This is a genomic window from Dyadobacter jejuensis (assembly GCF_003149085.1).
Lineage (GTDB): Bacteria > Bacteroidota > Bacteroidia > Cytophagales > Spirosomataceae > Dyadobacter > Dyadobacter jejuensis.
Map to the genome: position 1 here is coordinate 322,951 of NZ_QGDT01000002.1, position 19,521 is coordinate 342,471.

Sequence of the window (19,521 nt, forward strand, 5' to 3'; positions counted from 1 at the left end):
TTACTACTACAATTTATTGAAAAATTCCTGTTTTTATCTATATTTAAAAAACCAGACTTAAACTGTTTCCCGCTATGCATCTTAGAAATTCGAATGTATTGATTACTGGAGGAGCCTCAGGATTGGGAGAGGCCACTGCCCGCCTGGCTTTACACCATGGAGCCAGGGTATGCATCGTCGACCTAGACGAACTTGGCAAAAAAACTATAGAACATAAGTACCATGACCGGTTCCTATCCATCATTGCGGACGTAACCAGCGAAACGGACATCAAGTTGGCCATGGAGGAAATGGTGGCCAAGTTTGGCTCTATCGATGTAGTGGTCAACTGTGCGGGCATAGCACCTGTAGGAAAGACCGTCGGCAAACAGGATGGAATATATGGCCCACACGATTTGGCGCTATTCGAAAAAACCGTAAAAATTAATCTATTCGGAAGTTTTAATGTAGCCCGCCTTACGGCCTTTGCCATGGAGCAAAACCCCACCAACGAATGCGGCGAACGGGGAGTCATCATTCATACCTCCTCCATTGCCGCTTATGACGGGCAAATGGGCCAGATAGCCTATGCTGCCAGCAAGGGGGCCATTGCGAGCATGACCCTGCCCATGGCCCGCGACCTTTCCCGAGCGGGCATTCGGGTGATGACCATCGCTCCCGGTCTTTTTGAGACCCCACTCCTAGCCAGCCTCCCCCGCGAGGCCCGCCAGTCGCTGGGGCAGCAAGTTCCTTTCCCTGCACGCCTCGGCAAACCCGCCGAATATGCCCTGCTCGTAAAGGCCATCGTGGAAAACCCCATGCTCAATGGAGAGGTGATACGCCTCGATGGAGCCCTTAGGATGGGGCCTCGGTAAGAAGAGCCGAATGGATTTTTCCCCGTATATATTTACCATTTTTAGCATCAATATTACCTTTACTTAAAGCACTGATTTCTATTACCTTGCATAGGTAATTAATCATTCCTAAAGTAATATGGCTAAAGGAGACCTTGGTCGATAGATGGTATGAATTTCGGATGTTAAATTGGCCAAACTATGAAAAAAAGACCCGAATAAGTAATTTTCGGCCCAAGTTTAAGCAGCAATCGGTGCAAACTGAACCATAATCAGTTTGCACCGATTGCTGCTTTATAGCCTATCCGAAAAAGAATACCTACACAAATAAACCTCTAGAACACGCCTTTCCCCCCCCGACAACCTGCCAAGTGACCCAAGCCAAGGGAAGCAGGCACCGTCTCCACCATGCCTGCTCCGTCCCTATAGGATTCCATAAAATCTCTAAAATAGACTACTCTGACGGACTCAGCACGATATTTTAAAAAAATACATACCAATAGTGCAACACTAGGAAGTTAAGGAGAGTATTATCTATTCAAACAGATCGTATTTGTTTGATAGAAGCTCCCCTAACATGACCAATATCGTTATACGTGTAACTGGCCTTCGGAAAGAATTCCTTGGATGAAGTGCCCAACCCCGTTTTAACGTCTAAACGCCTTTGATTTAAAAGCGGATCTCTTTTAAAACAAAGGCCGTAGCAGTCCATATACCTTATAAATTCATTACAAATGATATCTCGAAGAGATCATACCTGTCGCTCGCCATGAGCGTGACGAATCGTCGTGTCCAGTATAGACCATTCCGTTAGCCCTATTCGGCTAGGAATTGGGTTGAGACGGACTTAAACCATCGAAGAATATACCTGCAAGCCGTCTCTATTCAGCAATTTGTAAATAATAATAGCACAAACCTTATGAGAAAGTACTTCCTTCCACCCTTATTTTTATTTTTCTACCTGGCTCTATTTATTCCTTTTACAGTATTTGGAAACCCCGATTTCGGAAGAGCCACAAGTCCATTTACCCCTGCCCGGCCCAGCCTGATCGATGTAAGTGGTACAGTCCTTTCGGCTGAAGACCGAAGTCCCATTCCCGGTGTTTCGATCATGCTAAAGGGCTCCACAATCGGAACCACCACTGATGTGTCGGGCCACTTCAATATTCAAGTGCCAGGATCGGAAGCGGTGTTGATATTCTCGTCGGTAGGATTCGTAAACCAAGAGCTGGTCGTTGGCACGCGTACCCACTTGGAGATTACCCTGGAAACCGACCAGAAGGCCCTGTCGGAGGTAGTGGTTGTGGGCTATGGTACCCAGAAAAAGAGTCAACTGACGGGTGCGATATCATCCGTTGGGGCCAAGGAAATTGGCGAGTTACCAGTCACCAATGCACGCCAAGCCTTGCAAGGACGCGTTGCGGGGGTAGATGTGGTTCAAAACGGGAGTAACCCAGGAGCGGGGGTATCGGTTCGGATCCGTGGCCGACGCTCTATTAATGCTTCTAATGACCCCCTATATGTAGTGGATGGAATTCCGATGGCCGGTAGTATTGACGATATCAATCCCAATGATATCGCCTCCATGGAGGTACTTAAGGATGCATCGGCCACGGCCATTTACGGCTCAAGGGGGGCCAATGGGGTAGTTATCGTAACTACCAAACGGGGTACTACCGGCAAGATGAGCGTTACCTACGACGGGTATTACGGAGTATCGAAAGAGCTCAGCAGGATCGATGTCATGAATGGAGCGGAATTTGCCGAATACAAAAGGGAATCGCGCCGGGCAGTGGGAACCTATGACGACTCCGATCCTACGGCTGCCGATTTAAAACTGTTTTCCGCCGTAGAGCTCGAAGGTATTGCCGAGGGGCGCAGTACCGACTACCAGGACGAAATATTGCGTACTGGAAGCATTCAAAGCCACCAAATCGGTATTCAAGGCGGTTCAGAAAAAACACAATTCGCCGTATCCTCAAACTATTTCAAAGATGTGGGAATCATCAAAACGATGGACTTTACACGCTATTCTTTGCGAATAAACTTGGATCACCATATCAGCAAAAACATTAGAATTGGTATTTCTTCACTGGGCGTTTACAGTGTAAACCATGGGGCCAGCAGTTTCTTAACGTCAAGCAATGGTTTTACCCCTTTAGCGCTCACCTTGCGCGAAAACCCCCTGGGTAAGGCCTATAACGATGACGGCACACTCATTTTTCTTCCCACCGCCGATGGGCTACAGTCCAACCCGGCTTCGGAGGTAGTCAAGGGGAATAATATCGCAGAAACTGAAACGATCCGGCTATTTAACAGCATCTATGCCGAATGGAAGATCCTGCCTAACCTAAAATACCGATTCAACTTTGGGCCTGACTTTACCGTTCAAAGCTTTGGACGCTTTTGGGGCACCTATACCAATGACCGCAGAGGGGGCGATCCTCGTGCCTTATTGGATAAAGGACGAAGGTTCAATTATACCCTAGAAAACGTGCTAACCTATGCCAAAGTCTTCAATCAAAAACATGACCTTAATATTACCGCCCTGCATTCGGTGCAGCAGGACAATTACCAGACTTCGGGCATCAGTGTTACCGGCTTGCCCGTGGAGAGTATGTCCTACCACAATCTAGGTGCCGCCTCGTCCATTTCCAGCGTTTCGAGTGCACTCACAGAATGGGCCTTGCAATCGTTTATGGCCAGAGTCAATTATAGCTATCAAGACAAGTATCTGTTGACAGTAACCGGCCGATATGACGGGTCATCGCGATTTGGTGTCAACACCAAATATGGTTTTTTCCCCTCTGCAGCGGTCGGCTGGAATCTCAGCGACGAGGATTTCTTAAAAACTGCAAGGTGGATATCCCAGCTCAAGCTTAGGGCTAGCTGGGGAAAAACAGGGAATACGGCCATTGATCCTTATCAAACCCAAACCTTATTGAGCCGAAGTGCGTATGCCTATCTAGCTACGGCTGCCTATGGATATGCCCCTAGCACGATTGGAAATGCCGACTTACGATGGGAATCGACGGCTTCCACCAATTTCGGGATAGACTATGCCTTTTAAAACAACCGGTTTTCAGGATCTATTGAGTATTATATTTCTCAAACCAGCGACCTGTTATTACAGGACAACCTTCCCGGAACCTCGGGCTACAGTTATGTTTTCCGAAATGTGGGAAAAACTCAAAATAAGGGAATCGAGGTCTCAATTTCTATGATCAATATCGATAAAGGGGATTTTAGGTGGAGCACGGATATTCAATGGACCAAAAACAAGGAGAAGATTGTAGAACTTGCCAATGGCAAGGTAGACGATGTAGGCAATTCCCGCTTTATTGGTCAGCCGATTACGGCCATATATGATTACCAAAAAATAGGGATTTGGCAAGCCGATGAAGCCGACGAAGCCGCATCCTATTCCAGGAATGTAGGCGAGATAAAAGTGGCCGATCTGAATAATGACGGTAAAATTGACGCCGATAACGACCGAACGATTATTGGCTCCCAAATACCCGATTTTACGGCAGGGATTACCAATCGCTTTAACTACAAAAACTTCGACTTCTCTTTCTTTATTTTCACCCGCGTGGGTAGTACTATTATCAGTAGTTTTCATTCCGATTTCAATTCTCTAGCGGGTCGATACAATAACCTCGATATCGATTACTGGACGCCAACGAATCCGACTAACGAATTTCCACGCCCCAATGTTAATCAGGAATCACCCCTCAACTCCAGCACCTTACGGTACTTCAGCGGTACGTTTGTCAAAGTGAGGAATATCAACCTGGGATACAACGTTCCCGACGACCTGACCCAAAAAATGAAAATTAGCAGCCTACGACTTTACCTGGCCGCTCAGCAGCCTTTCAACTTTTCCAAATACCGGTCCAAATACAAAGGCATTGATAACGAGACCTTTGATTCTATAGGATCCGCTCAAAGCTATGCTACGCGTCAGTTTATAATAGGTGCCAACGTAAAATTTTAATTGATCAAACTTATGAAAGCGAAATTTAAGCTGTTTTTATACCTAACCCTTCTATGGGGTGTTGCCGGATGTAGTCAAATCCTAGACGAAGTCCCCGTATCACAAGTTGGTAGCCAATACTACAATTCACTGGCGGGCTTTGAGGGAGGCGTCAATGCTGTGTATACTTCCATGCGAAGTTATTATGGAGCGGAGGTCAGTACGAACCTATCCGTCTTTGGAACCGATACCTACACCAATGGATCCGACGGCAGTTACAAATATATGAATCAATACACGGCCTCGTTCGGGTCCAATGTATCTATCTTAACCAATTTATGGAATAGTTTGTATTCAGGAATCAATACCGCTAATATCCTGATTGACCTGGCCAATACCGATGGTGTAACGGGATTGAGTGAGGCAGCAAAAAACCAACGGATTGCAGAACTAAAGTTCCTAAGGGCCCATGCGTATTTTTTATTGACCCAAAACTGGGGAAATATAGCCATCAGCGTCAACGGAATAACGAATCCGACCAAGGACTTCACCAAAGCGACAGTAGCGGAGGTTTATGCCGTTATTTTGGCCGATTTGATAGCCGCACTTCCCTACCTGCCCACCACAGTAGGTAATGCAGATTATGGACGTGCTACCCAAGGCGCCTGTGAGCATATGCTAGCGAAAGTATACCTCACCAAAGCCACCTCGGAGGCAGCCGAAAGCACCGACTTCGAAAATGCCGCCACTTATTCCTCCCATGTGATTAACAACTATTCCTATGCCTTACAAAGCGACTATGCGCTGGTTCATGATCAGTCCAACCAGCAAAATAGTGAGATCATTTGGGCGGTACAGTATTCTAATGATGTACTCACCAATGGGTCAGGTAATATGACGCATTTATTTTTCTTAATGGAATATGACGTGCAGGCGGGGATGATACGCGATATCGCCAACGGTAGACCCTGGAAGCGATACCGGCCCACCGACTATTTGCTCAATGTAATCTTTAACCCCGCCGATCGCAGTAAGGATTCCAGGTTTAAGAAGTCCTTTAAAGATACCTGGCTGTCAAACAGTCCAGGGACCTTTACTTCAGGACTATTCGACAACACCAAGACCAGCGTAACGTTTGCATCAGGCGACACGGCCATTTATATCCCGGGAATAGAATGGACCGTAGAGCAGCGTGCAGCTAAAAAATTCCAGGTGTTGGTTCCGAGCCTCTACCAAGCTAACTTATATCCGACCCTGAGTAAGTATTTGGATCCACTAAGGCCTGAAATAGGTACCAGTGCAGGAAGTCGGGATGTATTTGTGGCCCGACTCGCAGATACCTATCTGATACTGGCCGAAGCAAATATTAAGCTCGGCAGAAGTCAACAGGCAGCAGATGCCATCAATATGATACGCCGCCGGGCGGCATGGAGCGGCATGGAAAGTGAGATGGAAATTACAGCATCCGATGCGACCATGGAATTTTTGATGCAGGAACGCGAACGTGAACTATCTGGTGAGCTTTCACGCTGGTACGATCTGAAACGTTGGGGCGTACTGGTTAGCCAAGTGCAGGCTTACAACCCCGACGGTGCGGCAGGCATCCAATCTTACCATAACCTTCGCCCCATTCCTCAAACTCAAATAGACCGTACCGAGGGCACATCTACCAATTTCCCTCAAAATCCTGGATACTAATCGATGCGTATCCCTAAGGGATATATCATTTGGCAATTAATACGGGACGCCGGCTAAACGTTTATTCGATTAAGTTTTCTTACTGGCTTGCACTTTTTAAGGCAAGCCAGTTTTGTTTTTTCGGTATCCTCGATTTGCCCTACTTTCCTCTTCTTAAAGCTATTTTTATCGTTTTATAGCGCATCTACCCCCTATTTTCTCTTGGTTTTATTCAAAAATAAACTATCATTGTATTATAACCGATCACCCCATTCACATTTATCCGATTTTTTTGACGCTTCCCTTGGCAAGCCCTTTAAACAGTATCGTCCCAAAATGAAACTCATTCTTGCTTTTTTGATCAGCCTTTCAATATTAACTTCCGGATATAGTCAATCCTTGCCTTTGCTGAAGGTTGGTAAGGACCAGCATTATATAGTCACAGAAAATGACCACCCGTTTTTTTGGTTAGGAGATACGGCATGGGAGCTTATACATCGGTCGAGTCGGGAAGAAGTGGACCTCTACCTGAGCGACAGAGCCAATAAAGGATTTACGGTCATACAAACCGTGATACTGGCGGAGTTCAATGGCTTAAAAACTCCTAATGCGTATGGGGATACCCCTTTGCTCAATAATGACCCTTCAAAGCTCAATGAAGCGTATTTTACACATGTGGATTATGTCATAGAAAAGGCCCATGAATTAGGTCTCTATATCGCCTTACTTCCCACTTGGGGAGATAAATTCAACAAAAAATGGGGAACAGGTCCGGAAATCTTTAGCCCTGAGAATGCCCATACTTACGGGCAACTGTTAGCCCAAAGATATCTTAAGCATCCTAACCTCGTGTGGGTACTGGGAGGTGACCGACCCCTTGAAAACGAAACACATCTTGCCATCGTAAGGGCTATGGCCCAGGGCATTGGTGAAGTAGATCGTCAACACCTGATGACCTTCCATCCTGTAGGCGAGAAGAAAGCTACCGACTACGTAGATGACCCTTGGCTGGATATAGATATGTTTCAAAGTGGGCATAGTAGCATGGCCCAAGAATATCGCTACGTGTGGGAGAGTAGAAAGTCCTCCAAGCCCCGACCGATTATTAACGGTGAAGCCCGATACGAGAACATACCCGACCGGTTTTGGTTGCATAAAGACTATGGTTGGCTTGACGATGCCGATGTAAGAGTTTCGGCCTATTGGAGCATGCTCGCCGGCAGTGCCGGATACACCTATGGGTGTAACGATATATGGCAAATGTATGATGGAGTCCGTGAGCCAGTCATTCAGGCGCGTACCGGATGGCAAACGGCCTTACAGCTACCTGGGGCATTACAAATGAGCTATATGAAGCGGATATTCGAGCGACTACCCTGGCAAAAAATGATTCCTGCTCAAGAAATGCTGTTAAATAAAGGAGTAGAGGATGCCTCCTATACCCTATGCTCTATGGGCTCCGACAGGCGCTTCGTACTGGCTTATACGCCTTTAGGGCTTCCCATCGACGTGGATTTAACAAAAATGGATTCGAAACGATTCAACGCCTATTGGTTCAATCCCCGCAATGGCCAAACCAGTCGCATCGGTCAGTTTGATTCCAGCTCATCCCATGCGTTTAAGCCTTGGGCGAGTGGAAGAGGAAGTGATTTCCTTTTAATTTTAACTGCAGAAAATCATCCGTTCGATCCTAGTAATGAGCGGAATTAAAACTAGCATTTACTCCTCGTTTCGATACTGCTTAAATTACGTACTTATTAGATAGTATACACCAGCGTAATGACTCTTTGAAGGTTTAGCCCGATTGATTTTCTTGAAAATTTAGATCTTATTGTGAGGAAACCTTCTAACTAATACGAAATCGACACAACTAGTGCCGTACATAACAGTAGAGGCTGTAATATTGACTGAACGGATGTGGTTTGAACAATTAACAGGATTCAAAGAAGAATCACCCGAAAATGTAAAGAAGAATATAGGGATTAATGGCAGTGAACTTGTTTCACTGATAATTTTCAAAGATTTTCATTCGGAAAGTTAGAAGTCCCCACTTTATCTGAACTAAAAAACAGAACAAAAATATTATAGGATATAATGGGGAAATTCAAGTAACCGAATTACCAATTTGATGCTGCAAATTACTTTATTTCAATTGTTAAGTTACCATCTTCTGCTGTATAAGGAGAATATTTGATTCGGGGTGTACCTCCATAAAAATCAATAAAAAAGGTCGTATCCGTTTGGCCAGTAAAGCCAGTAAGTATTGGGCTATATGGTATATTATTATCATCAACCAAATTTAAATTCGCAATACCCTTAAAGCTGGCCTGCACTTTTACTTTTAAAAATTGACCACCATCTCGATAATTTTCACTTATAAAGTAATATTCTTTTGATGCATCCTCAACGTAAAATTTTTCATAGCCCAAATATTTTTTATGGACGCTTAAATATATAACCAGCAATAGGAACAATTTACCGTAATTGGTTTTTATAAAGCCGAATGCTGTTTTTATCATATTCTGGGCAATATTGACCCCTCTGTAAATAGTTTCGGAAAGTAGACTCCAATGCTCTGACAATTTTACAGTTTTTTTCTTAGACTTTCGACACGCGTGGCCGCCACGCGGCGGAATCGCTTAGAAAAGGAATCCTCAAACAATAATAATTACTTTTTCATATCCTAGTATGATCCTTAAAAGTGGCACAGTTTGACCGAAATCACTGGTATGGTCACTCGGAAATAAGCATTACCGCGCGACTCAACTATCCGGAAAATCCGGATAGTTCAAAAAGATGGGAATCGTGAGGTAACTCGTGATGTGGAATTTTATAATCTTCATGCCATCATCGCAGTCGGTTAATGTCTGGAACTATGATTTGTAATGATTAAATGATGACAATGATTTTGGCTATTGGCGAAGTAAGTTGTGAGTTTTAATGATTATAAGACCACTATGACTAATAACACACACGATACAGATGAAGAAGGTTTAACATCAATACCAGAAAAGAAATCCATTATTCAGGATAAATATCCCCTTTCAGAACTTACGGGTAAGATTATTGGCTGTGCCATGGAAGTTCATCGCATTTTAGGGAATGGATTTCAAGAGGTCATTTATCAAAGAGCAATAGCGAAATAAATGGAGTACCAAGGACTTGAATATTCAAGGGAATATGAGATGTTAATATTTTATATAGGTGATCATATTGGAACGAGACGTGTGGATTTTTTCGTAGAAGAAAAGGTAATGGTTGAGTTAAAGGCCGTCGTCCAGTTGGAAGATATACCTATAGCACAGGCAATCAATTACTTAGAAGCCTACGGACTGGATATCGGTTTGCTCATCAATTTCGGAACCACCAGCCTGGAATTTAAAAGAGTAAGCAAACCAAAAACCATTAAATTGAAAAGCAGAAGACATTTTACGATAATCGCTATTAGTATCATACTAAAAATAATAGTTTAAGACAAAAGAAATCCTAATATAATAACACCATGCTCGAATCCAATGTGTTTTTTGCTTCATTAGTCCAATTTCAGCTAAAGGACCGTCTATATTCCACGGGTGATAGATTTGTCTTCGTTTTAAATAGTTGACTGAATGACTGTGAATGTGCAAAACCCAAGTCATAAGCAATTTGGCTTACCGATAAGTTGGTGATTGATAATTTTTCTTTGGCTTTCTCAATCAATTTTTCGTGAATATGCTGTTGGGTGCTTTGCCCTGTTATAGTCTTCAATAGATCACTCAAATAATTTGGGGTTACGTTGAGTTCATTGGCAACACTTTGAACTGTAGGTATCCCTTTTTCTATTAGAGATTCCTGACTAAAATAATCCTCTAATATTTCTTCCAATCGAGTTAATATTGAGTGATTGATGATCTTTCTGGTAATAAATTGACGGTGATAAAAGCGGCTTGCATAATTCAACAACACTTCCAATTGGGACACGATAAGTGGCTGACTAAACTTATCAATATTGGCCTTATATTCCTGCTGAATGCTTTGAAAAATATTTATGATCTGGGTTTCTTCTTTATCCGAAAGGTGTAAGGCTTCATTGGCCGAATAACTAAAAAAGTCGTATTGCTTGATGCTCTTTCTCAATGCGCTTTGACACAAAAAATCGGGATGAATGAGCAACATCCATCCCGTAAGTTTATACTCTCCTTCTGCTTCTACAGAAAAGACTTGCTTAGGAGCAATGAAAAACATAACACCTTCATCAAAATCGTATTCTTGCTGACCATATTTATATTTTATACCGGCACCAAGGTTTCTTTTTAGCGCAATTGAGTAAAAATCAAAAACCCAACTCGTTTGCTTATCCGTTATAAAATTATCTATCTCATCAAAATTAATAACGCTCATCAACGGATGTTCAGGTTTGGGTAAGCCTCGAAAGCGATGATATTCGCTAATGGTCTTGATATGATGGGGTGGTCTGTTATTCATCATTCTATTTCTATAGTTGTTGATATGCTTTGGCAAAATCTTCAGAAAAATCTTTTATTTTGACTTTACCCATCGTTTCAGGCTTCTGCAGTTTATAATGTTCATATAGTAACCCACTGTTTATAGACGCATACATTTCCGCCATACCCGCTGCAATAGCTGGTTGCATACCCGCAGATACCAAACCATCTTTCATTTGTTCATCCGTTATGGTTACCCATTTCAAGTCTGGCTTTCCTATCGCTTCACCTAAAATTGAGACCAATTCATTGTAAGTAAGTTCTTCACTAGCTACATAACGTACTTTGCGACCAGATGATGGTATTGTAATTTCTTCAGCAATAACGCTTGCAATATCCTTCGGCGAAACCCACGAATTAGTCACTTCAGCCTCAATATTTGACACTAAAAATCCATTAGCCTTAGCGGATTGGGTTTGAGGCAGCAAATTGTAGTAGAATTCGGTAGGACGAATGTGGGTTATGGCAACATCCGAAGGCAGTTCATTAAGGATGTGTTCTACATGATAGGTGCCTTGCAGTATACCATTGCCTTCCTTCATGTGAGCTCCGATGCTACTTAAATTGACCACTTTTTTGACCCCTGTTTGTAAAATGGCCTTTGCATAGTTATTTCCTGATGTTATGTAATAATCAAGTAAGTTAAGGTATTGATTAAAATAGTTTGCCGGTGGCACCATACAAAAAACTGCATCTGCACCAGAAAATGCCGAGGCGATAAAATCAGTATCTTTTATAGTACCAATAGCTGATCTAGCACCGATGGCTTCAATCTCCCTTTGTCTATCAGCATTACTGCTTATAACCGTTACGGTATGACCTTTACTTACTAACGCCTGCGCTAAGGGTTTTCCTATGTGGCCTAATGAGCCTGAAAGTGTAATTTTCATCTGTTTTGTTTTTACGTTCATTGCAAAATTGCTAAGCAAAACTCTGCAAAAACAGACTGGTACTTGTAAGCGAATATACCTTTGTTGTAGGCTGATATAAGGTCCGTAGTTTTTTTTCATGGTGATGCTCAAATGATGCCTTGAACGCATGTCCACAAGTTGGTCATAATGAAAGTAACGAATGCTGGGTGTTAAAAGCAACATGACTTTATGAAAGCAGCGATTTAATCCAAAGTAGGGTCTGGGAATTCGTGAAATGACAAGCAGGCCCTAGCGCCGAAACTCAGTACCGCCACGGGGTTAGATGGGTTAGGTCCAACTCCCAATTTTAGCTCAGTAAAACCTTTAGGGTCTTTTCTAGGTTGCTCCAATTTTCGAACCCTATATCTAAATATGGCATATTTGACCGATTGCTGTTCGCAAAAAAACCTTTGACTCCAAGACTACTATCCTTCCACTGGCCGTAAAGCTGCCGGTAGTAATTCTTGTTTTTTATTTGTATATCTTCAATGCGACAAAGCTCCGAAGAAAAGCGTTGGGTGGAAAGATGGGGATGGGTGGTTGCTTACTTTAAAACCATCGTTTCCAGTTCTTTGATACAATGCAATAGTCTATATTCGGGGCATTAATTTTTCTCATAAAAAACCACCCCTCTTCGATTGAGGTGTTCGATAAGCTCTTTGTTTTCTATTAGATGCAACAGAGCCAAATCTATTTTATACGGGAGCATGAGGTCATCCAGTTCCAGTTCAATTTTATATAATTGAGACAAGTCCAGTGCATCGCCCACAAGTACCAGGTCTATGTCTGAGCCATTGCGGTAACTTCCCTTGGCACGTGAACCGTACAAAAACACCTTTTCGATAAGTGGATGTTTGACGAACACACCTTGGATGGCGGCTATGGTTTTATCAGCTAGTCCGCACATTATTCCTCTTTGGCTATAATACCATCCATTGTTTCTTTAAATGTCACAAAAAGTGGATAGAATAAGGTGACTATATTTTTGTAAATTTCTTCGGAAATGGCCTCGTTATAAGTATGGATGGTCAGGTTTCTGTTCTTGATCATTTCCATCCAATTATCGCCATCAAAAATTAAGTCAGCGCTAAAAGCCTGTCGTGTTGCATCCCTTGAACCACGTAATTCCGTATTCCCTTGATAAACAAAAAAATCCTGCATGACCTTCCAGGCCAACTCATGGGTATATTCAAACGCCTGTATAATTCCCTGCCTTTCGAGTTCACTCAAAGATCTCTCCGCATCCAATTTTACAGCCTCACCTAGTTTCGCAAGTGCTTTCTTGTAATTACTAAAACGCTGTTGCCAGCGAATATCCTGCTCTTCCATATCCTTGGTTATTTATTTCATTCGCTTATATACTAGCTAGAAATCTCATTTTTAAACACTTCCAAACAGGAAACGCTCTGTCTCAGTATTACTCCATGCTCCCAGTATCAAATTTTAATTTTAGCGAGATTATCCGCAATCGCCCTATTCAACCGGATTTCTTCTTTGAGTTGCTCTTCCAATTCGGCTTTTAAAGCAGTAAAGCGTTCGACAAAATTAAAATCGTCGTCTTCGTCTGGCAAGCCTACATAACGCCTAGGCGTAAGTACATAGTCGAGCTCTGCCACCCTACTAATTGGCACAGCAGCACAAAAACTGGGAACATCTTCATACTCGCCTCCGATATTGCGCCAACTGTGGTAGATAGCTGCTAATTTGCCCATTTCATTATCAGCAGGATCAACGGAACCATTAGAAAGTTCTTTGGTTCTACGATTAATCAAATGACCCAAATTTCAAGTATCTATAAAAAGTATTTCCTTACTACGTTCCCTGAACTTGCGATGAGTTGGGGTAAGTGTACTAGGGAAAGAACCACCCCGGCCTTCGGCCACCCCTCCAAAGGAGGGAAAGAACCACCCCGGCCTTCGGCCACCCCTCCGAAGGAGGGGAAGGAACCCGAACGGTTACGACTCATAAACCAAAGAGCGGCTGGAATCTGAGTATTTAAGAAAAGGTTGGCTGGCAAGTTCACGATACAGTCAATTAAGCCCGCTTCTATCAATGCTTTTCTGATATCCCCTTCACCAGAAGTTTTGGAGGTGGATATTCTGGAGCATATTGGGTTCTTCGTCAATTTTTGGGGTAACAATATCAATAAAATACACATTATTTTGATAGGGTTACCCCACTTCCCTTTTTGAATACCAGCCCCATTCTGTCAATTAATTTATAGGACTGACTGGGTTTGTAATCCACCCCAAACTGTTCTTTTATTACCTTAAGAATGCCAGGGCCTGACCACCCTTAGGCATTAATCCCGTTAGCTCCCGGTGAGTTTTCCAAGACTATTCTTCTGACTTTATCCATCTGCTCATCCGGAAGGTAGGACTTCCTTCCTCTGCCTGAACGGCTTTCTAGTTCATCTACGGTTTTGAGGACTCTCGAAGGAATCAGGATTTCTCCCACAACATTGACTTCCGGCATCATTGGTGTAGACGACTGGGCCTATAAAAAAGGGTGGAATTTGAATTTTTGAGAAAAAAAGTATTGTCCAATTCTAGCTTAATCCTTCACCAAAATTGACGAAGAGCCCATCATAGAACAGAATATGCACTCAGGTTAAATGTATTCTAATTGAGGATTTGTATAGTCAATAGGAGAATGAAAGCAATAAGATTTAGATAAGTTCTAGATTTTGCGCATTCCAGCTTACAGATGGTCTATGGTGCTTATCCCGAAGGATATGCCCTTCACACTTTAATAGGTTTAGAACCCCTTTAAAAAATCCACAATTACCGATAACAATTCAATCAATTTCGTTCTCTATATTGAATTTACAAATTGCGATTTGCCTTTTAACAGCTTTTAATTCTTTCATTTTCTCTTCTATTTGCAACAATTTTTTATTTAAAACATCAATTTTTGCTGTTTTACTCAATTGCTTCTTATACCAAGCATCAACCACCTCCTTTATTTCAGCTAGAGTAAATCCAACTGCTTTCGCCATTTGGATAAATCTAAGTTTTTCAACGGTTTCTTCATCATTCACCGCCCTCCTTATGATCCATTTCATTCATAAAACAACCGAACATCATGAAGTATTTTACAGCTCTGGCCATGACCTTCATCATATGGACCACACAGGCTCAATCTTTTAGAGGCAGCACTTCTTATGGGGATTCGACTTTACCCTATCAAATTAAGATTGTCAAGGCCGAAGACGCAATAAGCACCTACTTTTCGAGTGTCCCGATGAATGCCTTTGAAATACCCTGTCAGAACCTTACACGGACAGATGATACTCTGAAGTTTTATGTGATGAGCCATTATTATACCTATGAATATAAGTACTTACAGGACAGTATGAATTATAAAGGATGGCTAAAGGTATATTCTAATGAAACGGAACAATTGTTAAATACCTTCGAAACCTCCTTGACTCGAGAAACAGAAGTCGCATCGGATGGCATGGAACGACGAGAAATCACCTTTACATCAAACAACCTGCAGCTCCATGGGACCCTATGGCAACCCATAAACCCTATCCAAAAAGGGTTATTTTTTGTCACTTCCTCTCAGGGACATGATCGGAGTGCGACCAATGCCGAAGCCTATTACTTTGCCAGATTAGGCTATACCGTCTTCAATTACGACAAACGCGGAACAGGAAAGTCGGAAGGAGACTGGCAGTCGGCCACCATAGAACAATTATGTTCCGACGACATGAATGCCTTGGAGATATTCTCCAAAATTTCCTCGTTGCCAATGGGGGCTATAGGTATCAAAGGTAGCAGCCAAGGAGGCATTAAGATACCTTATATTCTATCCAAAATGCCTGATTTGGGTTTCGGGATATCGGTAAGCTGTCCGGGAGGAACCCTGCTGGAGAGTGATTTGAACCATTGGAAAAACATCCATTACGAGCAGATCGGCAAGGACCAAATAGACCAGGCCCTTAAAGTCCAAAAAGCCGGCTACGGGTATTTGGCAGGGAGCATTTCCTTTGACTCCCTCATGAAGATAAAAAACAGCTATGGCCACCAAAAATGGCTCGAATATGTATGGATTCCTGAGCAGGATGTTAACAAGGATTATAAGTTAAACTTTAGTGGACTCCCCTATTTCGAGAAAATAACCCAACCTATTTTGGTTCTACAAGGGTTATCGGACCGAGTGATCCCCGAAAACAGCCACCTCAAGATCCAGAAAGCCCTTAAATTGGCTCCTACCACCCAGTATGACATAGTACTTTTGAAAAACACCTCCCATTCCATGATGTCTCGAAATGACGAAATCCCCTATTTTCAATTATTAGCGAACGACTATTTACCACAAATGACGCATTGGATTAAGAAAATCACCTTTAAATAATGGGGGTGCTTTAGTAGAGCGCCAAGAGGACTTAAGCCATGATGCCAGACGGTTGCCCCCCGGCTTGCTCCTCTCGAGGTGGCTTCGGAGTCAAGGAATAGACTGACTCAATCACAGAAGGACAGAAAACCTATTTATCTTAAAAAGTACTTATGCGATTAATGGGCGTTTGGGTGGTGGCTTGCAACTCCACAAAAACGGAGGTATGAAATAAGCGAGCCAACCAGCCGAATTAGAAAGCCTGGAAGCCATTGGGCGGATATAGCCTTCTACCGATCAACAGAAAAGGTACGATGCTCCCTACCCGAGCCGTGAAGGCCAACAGAAACCCCAGCATTACGGAGCCTGAAATGGAGGCCGAGTATAGCAAGCTGTTGGGAGTAAAAGTAGCCGCTCAGATTCTCCAATCCGTTTTCCCGAAAAGAAAAATAGTCCTCATTGACACATTGGCCGTAAACTTAGGGAAGGGGAGAACCGGCCTCAGCGTGTAACATGTCTTACGCTCCACCGTCCAAGATACTCACCAAAACGTTGTAGTTTTGTATTCTGTTGACAGTACTAAACTAAAACTCCGATATTACATCATTTTGCTACATACCCGTTTCTTTTGACCATACCTATGAAAAAAACCATCGCCATCGACATGGACAACGTCCTGGTCGACATTGAAATAAACTGGATTGATAAATATGAAGAGGCCTATGGTATCCGCATCAGCAAGGAAGCCATGCGAGGAATACCGGAAGATGCCGCCTTTCCCGACCCAGTTGCGGCTAGGGAGCTGGTTTACCAACCTGGCTTTTTCCTTAACGCTCCCATAATGGATGGTGCCTACGAGGCACTGATCGCCCTGCAAGAGCGCTACGACATTTATATCGTTTCGGCCGCCATGGAATTCCCCAACTCTCTAAAAGAGAAACACGACTGGCTCGCCAAACATTTGCCCTTTATTTCCTGGAGAAATATTGTATTATGTGGCGACAAAAGTATCATTGGCACCGACCTGCTGATCGACGACCATGTCAAGAATCTAGATCCCTTTAAAGGAGAAAGCATTCTTTTCACAGCGGGACATAATATTCATATCGACCGGCACACCCGGGTAAACAATTGGGCGGAAGTACTGGACCTATTGCTTCCGGAATCGGTAATAAAATAAGAGCCGCCCCAAAATGGAATGGCCCTAAGGATCTATTTTTCTGCTATGCGCTCCTTCAATTGGATGAGCTCGTCACGAAGACGGGCCGCCTCTAAGAAATCCAGATCTTTGGCTGCCAGTTCCATTTTGCGTTGGGTTTCGGCCAGTAGTTTTTTGAGCTCCTCCTTACCCATAAATTGCACTACGGGGTCGGCCACTACTTTTACTTCCTGAGGCTCTACATAAATCTTCCGCACCTTGGAGTCGGCCACCGAAGTCTGTTCCATAATGGCCTCTTTAGATTTTAAAATCGTTTTGGGGGTAATTCCATTGGCGTCGTTATAGGCCATTTGGGCACTCCGTCTCCGGTTGGTTTCGTCGATAGCCTGGCGCATAGAACCCGTCATAACGTCGGCATACATCAGCACCTTACCATTTTGGTTCCGAGCCGCACGGCCAATCGTTTGGATCATGGACCGGACATCCCTCAAAAAACCCTCCTTGTCTGCATCCATAATGGCCACAAGGGATACCTCTGGTAAATCGAGACCTTCTCTCAGCAGGTTGACCCCCACGAGTACATCAAATACCCCGAGGCGCAGTTCCCGAAGGATTTCTACCCGATCCAAAGTCTTTACTTCCGAATGGATATACCGGCATTTAATGCCTACTTTGTCGAGGTATTTGCTGAGCTCCTCCGCCATACGCTTGGTAAGCGTGGTGATGAGCACACGCTCATTTTGCTGGATCCTTTCCGAAATCTCTTCCAACAAATCGTCGATCTGGTTCAGGCTGGGCCTGACCTCTATGATCGGATCGAGCAGGCCAGTAGGCCGTATGATCTGCTCTACGACTACGCCTTCGGAACGACGCAATTCATAATCGGCCGGAGTGGCACTCACAAATATACTTTGGGAGGTAAGCTCTTCAAACTCTTGGAAGGTAAGGGGCCTGTTGTCCATAGCCGAGGGGAGCCTAAAGCCATAATCGACCAAGGACTCCTTACGCGAACGGTCCCCACCCCACATGGCCTTGATCTGCGGCATGGTGACGTGGCTTTCATCTACCACCATCAGGAAATCATCTGGAAAATAGTCCATCAGGCAAAATGGACGCTGGCCAGGATCCCTTCTGTCGAAATACCTTGAGTAATTTTCAATTCCCGAACAATAACCCAACTCTCGCATCATTTCGATATCGAATTCGGTACGTTCCTTAATCCGTTCGGCTTCGGCAAGTCGCCCCTGAGAGGTAAAGAAGGCGATCTGTTGGACCAAATCGTCTTGTATTTCTTTTATCGACTGTTGCAGCACGTCTCGTCCCGTCACAAAGAGATTGGCAGGGAAAATAGCCACAGCCTTTTCCGAAGAAATCCGCTTCCCTGACTCGGGCTCTATGCGTTGTATTTCTTCAATTTCGTCTCCAAAAAATATGACTCTATAAGCGAAATCGGCATATCCCGGGTAAATATCAACGGTATCTCCTTTTACCCTAAAAGTCCCCCTCGAAAACTCAAGCTCGGTACGGCTATAAAGGATTTCGACGAGGCGAAATAGAAACTGATTCCGGCTGACGATGTCGCCAAGCTTCACACTCACAATACTCTTTTTGTATTCGTGTGGGTTCCCTGCTCCATAAATACACGATACCGACGCCACGACCAGCACATCCCTACGTCCACTCATCAATGACGAAACAGAAGCCAGCCTTAGCTTATCGATCTCTTCGTTGATCATCAAGTCCTTTTCTATATAAGTATTGGAGCTTGCAATAAACGCCTCAGGTTGATAGTAGTCGTAATAACTGATAAAATACTCAACGGCATTATGAGGAAAAAACTGCTTAAACTCGCCATAAAGCTGGGCGGCCAGGGTTTTGTTATGGCTCAGCACCAGGGTGGGGCGATTTACCTGGGCCACCACGTTGGCCACCGTAAAAGTCTTCCCTGACCCAGTAACCCCTAACAAAGTTTGAGCCGGCTCCCCGGCTCTTAATCCATGTACCAATTGCTTGATGGCTTCCGGTTGATCGCCAGTTGGCACATATTCCGAAACGAGTTCAAAATCCATAGATCGTATTTTTATTAAACAAAAAAGGGGGTGCATCTGGACTTCAGGTGCACCCCCTTGGATTACCCAAA

The 19,521-nt window shown here is 43.7% G+C and carries 17 protein-coding genes and 3 pseudogenes; 9 read left to right on the forward strand and 11 right to left on the reverse strand.

Translation table 11 applies throughout. The annotated features are described in order from the left end of the window. Positions 1-74 precede the first annotated feature (74 nt). The 5 genes from CLV98_RS05435 to CLV98_RS05450 all read left to right on the forward strand — a co-directional run bounded on the left by CLV98_RS05435 (position 75) and on the right by CLV98_RS05450 (position 8,196). A complete protein-coding gene (locus tag CLV98_RS05435; RefSeq protein ID WP_109673295.1) occupies positions 75-854 on the forward strand; it encodes an SDR family NAD(P)-dependent oxidoreductase in 780 nt (259 codons plus the stop codon). 898 nt (positions 855-1,752) lie between these two features. Next, complete coding sequence (locus CLV98_RS05440; protein ID WP_229203230.1) at positions 1,753-3,903, forward strand: SusC/RagA family TonB-linked outer membrane protein; 2,151 nt, start codon at positions 1,753-1,755, stop codon at positions 3,901-3,903. Positions 3,904-4,053: 150 nt separating this feature from the next. Next, positions 4,054-4,830, forward strand: coding sequence for a SusC/RagA family TonB-linked outer membrane protein (locus CLV98_RS23840; RefSeq protein WP_229203231.1), 777 nt, complete (start codon positions 4,054-4,056; stop codon positions 4,828-4,830). Between the two features lie 12 nt (positions 4,831-4,842). Then, a complete protein-coding gene (locus CLV98_RS05445; RefSeq protein ID WP_109673296.1) occupies positions 4,843-6,507 on the forward strand; it encodes a RagB/SusD family nutrient uptake outer membrane protein in 1,665 nt (554 codons plus the stop codon). 315 nt (positions 6,508-6,822) lie between these two features. Further along, positions 6,823-8,196, forward strand: coding sequence for a glycoside hydrolase family 140 protein (locus tag CLV98_RS05450; RefSeq protein ID WP_109673297.1), 1,374 nt, complete (start codon positions 6,823-6,825; stop codon positions 8,194-8,196). A 428-nt stretch (positions 8,197-8,624) separates the two neighbouring features. Here the strand turns inward: CLV98_RS05450 and CLV98_RS05455 are convergent, their stop codons facing one another. Continuing rightward, entirely contained in the window at positions 8,625-9,005 is a 381-nt protein-coding gene (locus CLV98_RS05455) for a hypothetical protein (protein WP_109673298.1), read from the reverse strand. Between the two features lie 438 nt (positions 9,006-9,443). Here CLV98_RS05455 and CLV98_RS05465 point away from each other — a divergent pair. After that, a pseudogene (locus CLV98_RS05465) lies at positions 9,444-9,959 on the forward strand (GxxExxY protein). Between the two features lie 70 nt (positions 9,960-10,029). Here the strand turns inward: CLV98_RS05465 and CLV98_RS05470 are convergent. The 9 genes and pseudogenes from CLV98_RS05470 to CLV98_RS05510 form a co-directional block, all read right to left on the reverse strand. Continuing rightward, positions 10,030-10,950: a helix-turn-helix domain-containing protein gene (locus CLV98_RS05470; RefSeq protein WP_211319986.1), complete on the reverse strand. Its 921-nt coding sequence runs from the start codon at positions 10,948-10,950 to the stop codon at positions 10,030-10,032. 10 nt (positions 10,951-10,960) lie between these two features. Next, on the reverse strand, positions 10,961-11,980 hold the full coding sequence (locus tag CLV98_RS05475; RefSeq protein WP_229203232.1) for an NmrA family NAD(P)-binding protein: 1,020 nt from the start codon (positions 11,978-11,980) through the stop codon (positions 10,961-10,963). Positions 11,981-12,084: 104 nt separating this feature from the next. Next, positions 12,085-12,285, reverse strand: a pseudogene (locus tag CLV98_RS24295) (hypothetical protein); the annotation flags it as partial. A 200-nt stretch (positions 12,286-12,485) separates the two neighbouring features. Next, entirely contained in the window at positions 12,486-12,788 is a 303-nt protein-coding gene (locus CLV98_RS05480) for a nucleotidyltransferase domain-containing protein (protein ID WP_109673300.1), read from the reverse strand. Beyond that, positions 12,788-13,210 (reverse strand): nucleotidyltransferase substrate binding protein, encoded by a 423-nt coding sequence (locus CLV98_RS05485; protein ID WP_109673301.1) that lies wholly within the window; start codon positions 13,208-13,210, stop codon positions 12,788-12,790. Before CLV98_RS05485 ends, CLV98_RS05480 begins: the two co-directional genes overlap by 1 nt. A gap of 107 nt (positions 13,211-13,317) precedes the next feature. Continuing rightward, positions 13,318-13,653 carry an N-6 DNA methylase gene (locus tag CLV98_RS05490; RefSeq protein WP_211319978.1) on the reverse strand — a complete coding sequence of 112 codons (336 nt, stop codon included), beginning with the start codon at positions 13,651-13,653 and terminating at the stop codon, positions 13,318-13,320. A gap of 20 nt (positions 13,654-13,673) precedes the next feature. Beyond that, positions 13,674-14,006 (reverse strand): N-6 DNA methylase, encoded by a 333-nt coding sequence (locus CLV98_RS23845; protein ID WP_229203233.1) that lies wholly within the window; start codon positions 14,004-14,006, stop codon positions 13,674-13,676. Between the two features lie 32 nt (positions 14,007-14,038). Continuing rightward, positions 14,039-14,161 (reverse strand): annotated as a pseudogene (locus CLV98_RS24135) (winged helix-turn-helix domain-containing protein); the annotation flags it as partial. A 517-nt stretch (positions 14,162-14,678) separates the two neighbouring features. Next, the gene (locus CLV98_RS05510) at positions 14,679-14,945 is read right to left on the reverse strand and encodes a MerR family DNA-binding protein (RefSeq protein ID WP_109673304.1); all 267 of its coding nucleotides are present in this window, start codon (positions 14,943-14,945) and stop codon (positions 14,679-14,681) included. 20 nt (positions 14,946-14,965) lie between these two features. On the opposite strand from CLV98_RS05510, the gene CLV98_RS05515 reads away from it, so the two are divergent. The 3 genes from CLV98_RS05515 to CLV98_RS05525 all read left to right on the forward strand — a co-directional run bounded on the left by CLV98_RS05515 (position 14,966) and on the right by CLV98_RS05525 (position 17,402). Next, positions 14,966-16,243, forward strand: a complete 1,278-nt coding sequence (locus CLV98_RS05515; RefSeq protein ID WP_109673305.1) for an alpha/beta hydrolase family protein — start codon at positions 14,966-14,968, stop codon at positions 16,241-16,243. Positions 16,244-16,536: 293 nt separating this feature from the next. Then, positions 16,537-16,734: a hypothetical protein gene (locus tag CLV98_RS05520; protein WP_109673306.1), complete on the forward strand. Its 198-nt coding sequence runs from the start codon at positions 16,537-16,539 to the stop codon at positions 16,732-16,734. 128 nt (positions 16,735-16,862) lie between these two features. Next, positions 16,863-17,402: a 5' nucleotidase, NT5C type gene (locus tag CLV98_RS05525; RefSeq protein WP_109673307.1), complete on the forward strand. Its 540-nt coding sequence runs from the start codon at positions 16,863-16,865 to the stop codon at positions 17,400-17,402. A 32-nt stretch (positions 17,403-17,434) separates the two neighbouring features. Here the strand turns inward: CLV98_RS05525 and uvrB are convergent, their stop codons facing one another. Further along, a complete protein-coding gene (gene uvrB / locus CLV98_RS05530; protein ID WP_109673308.1) occupies positions 17,435-19,450 on the reverse strand; it encodes an excinuclease ABC subunit UvrB in 2,016 nt (671 codons plus the stop codon). Between the last annotated feature and the right edge of the window lie 71 nt (positions 19,451-19,521).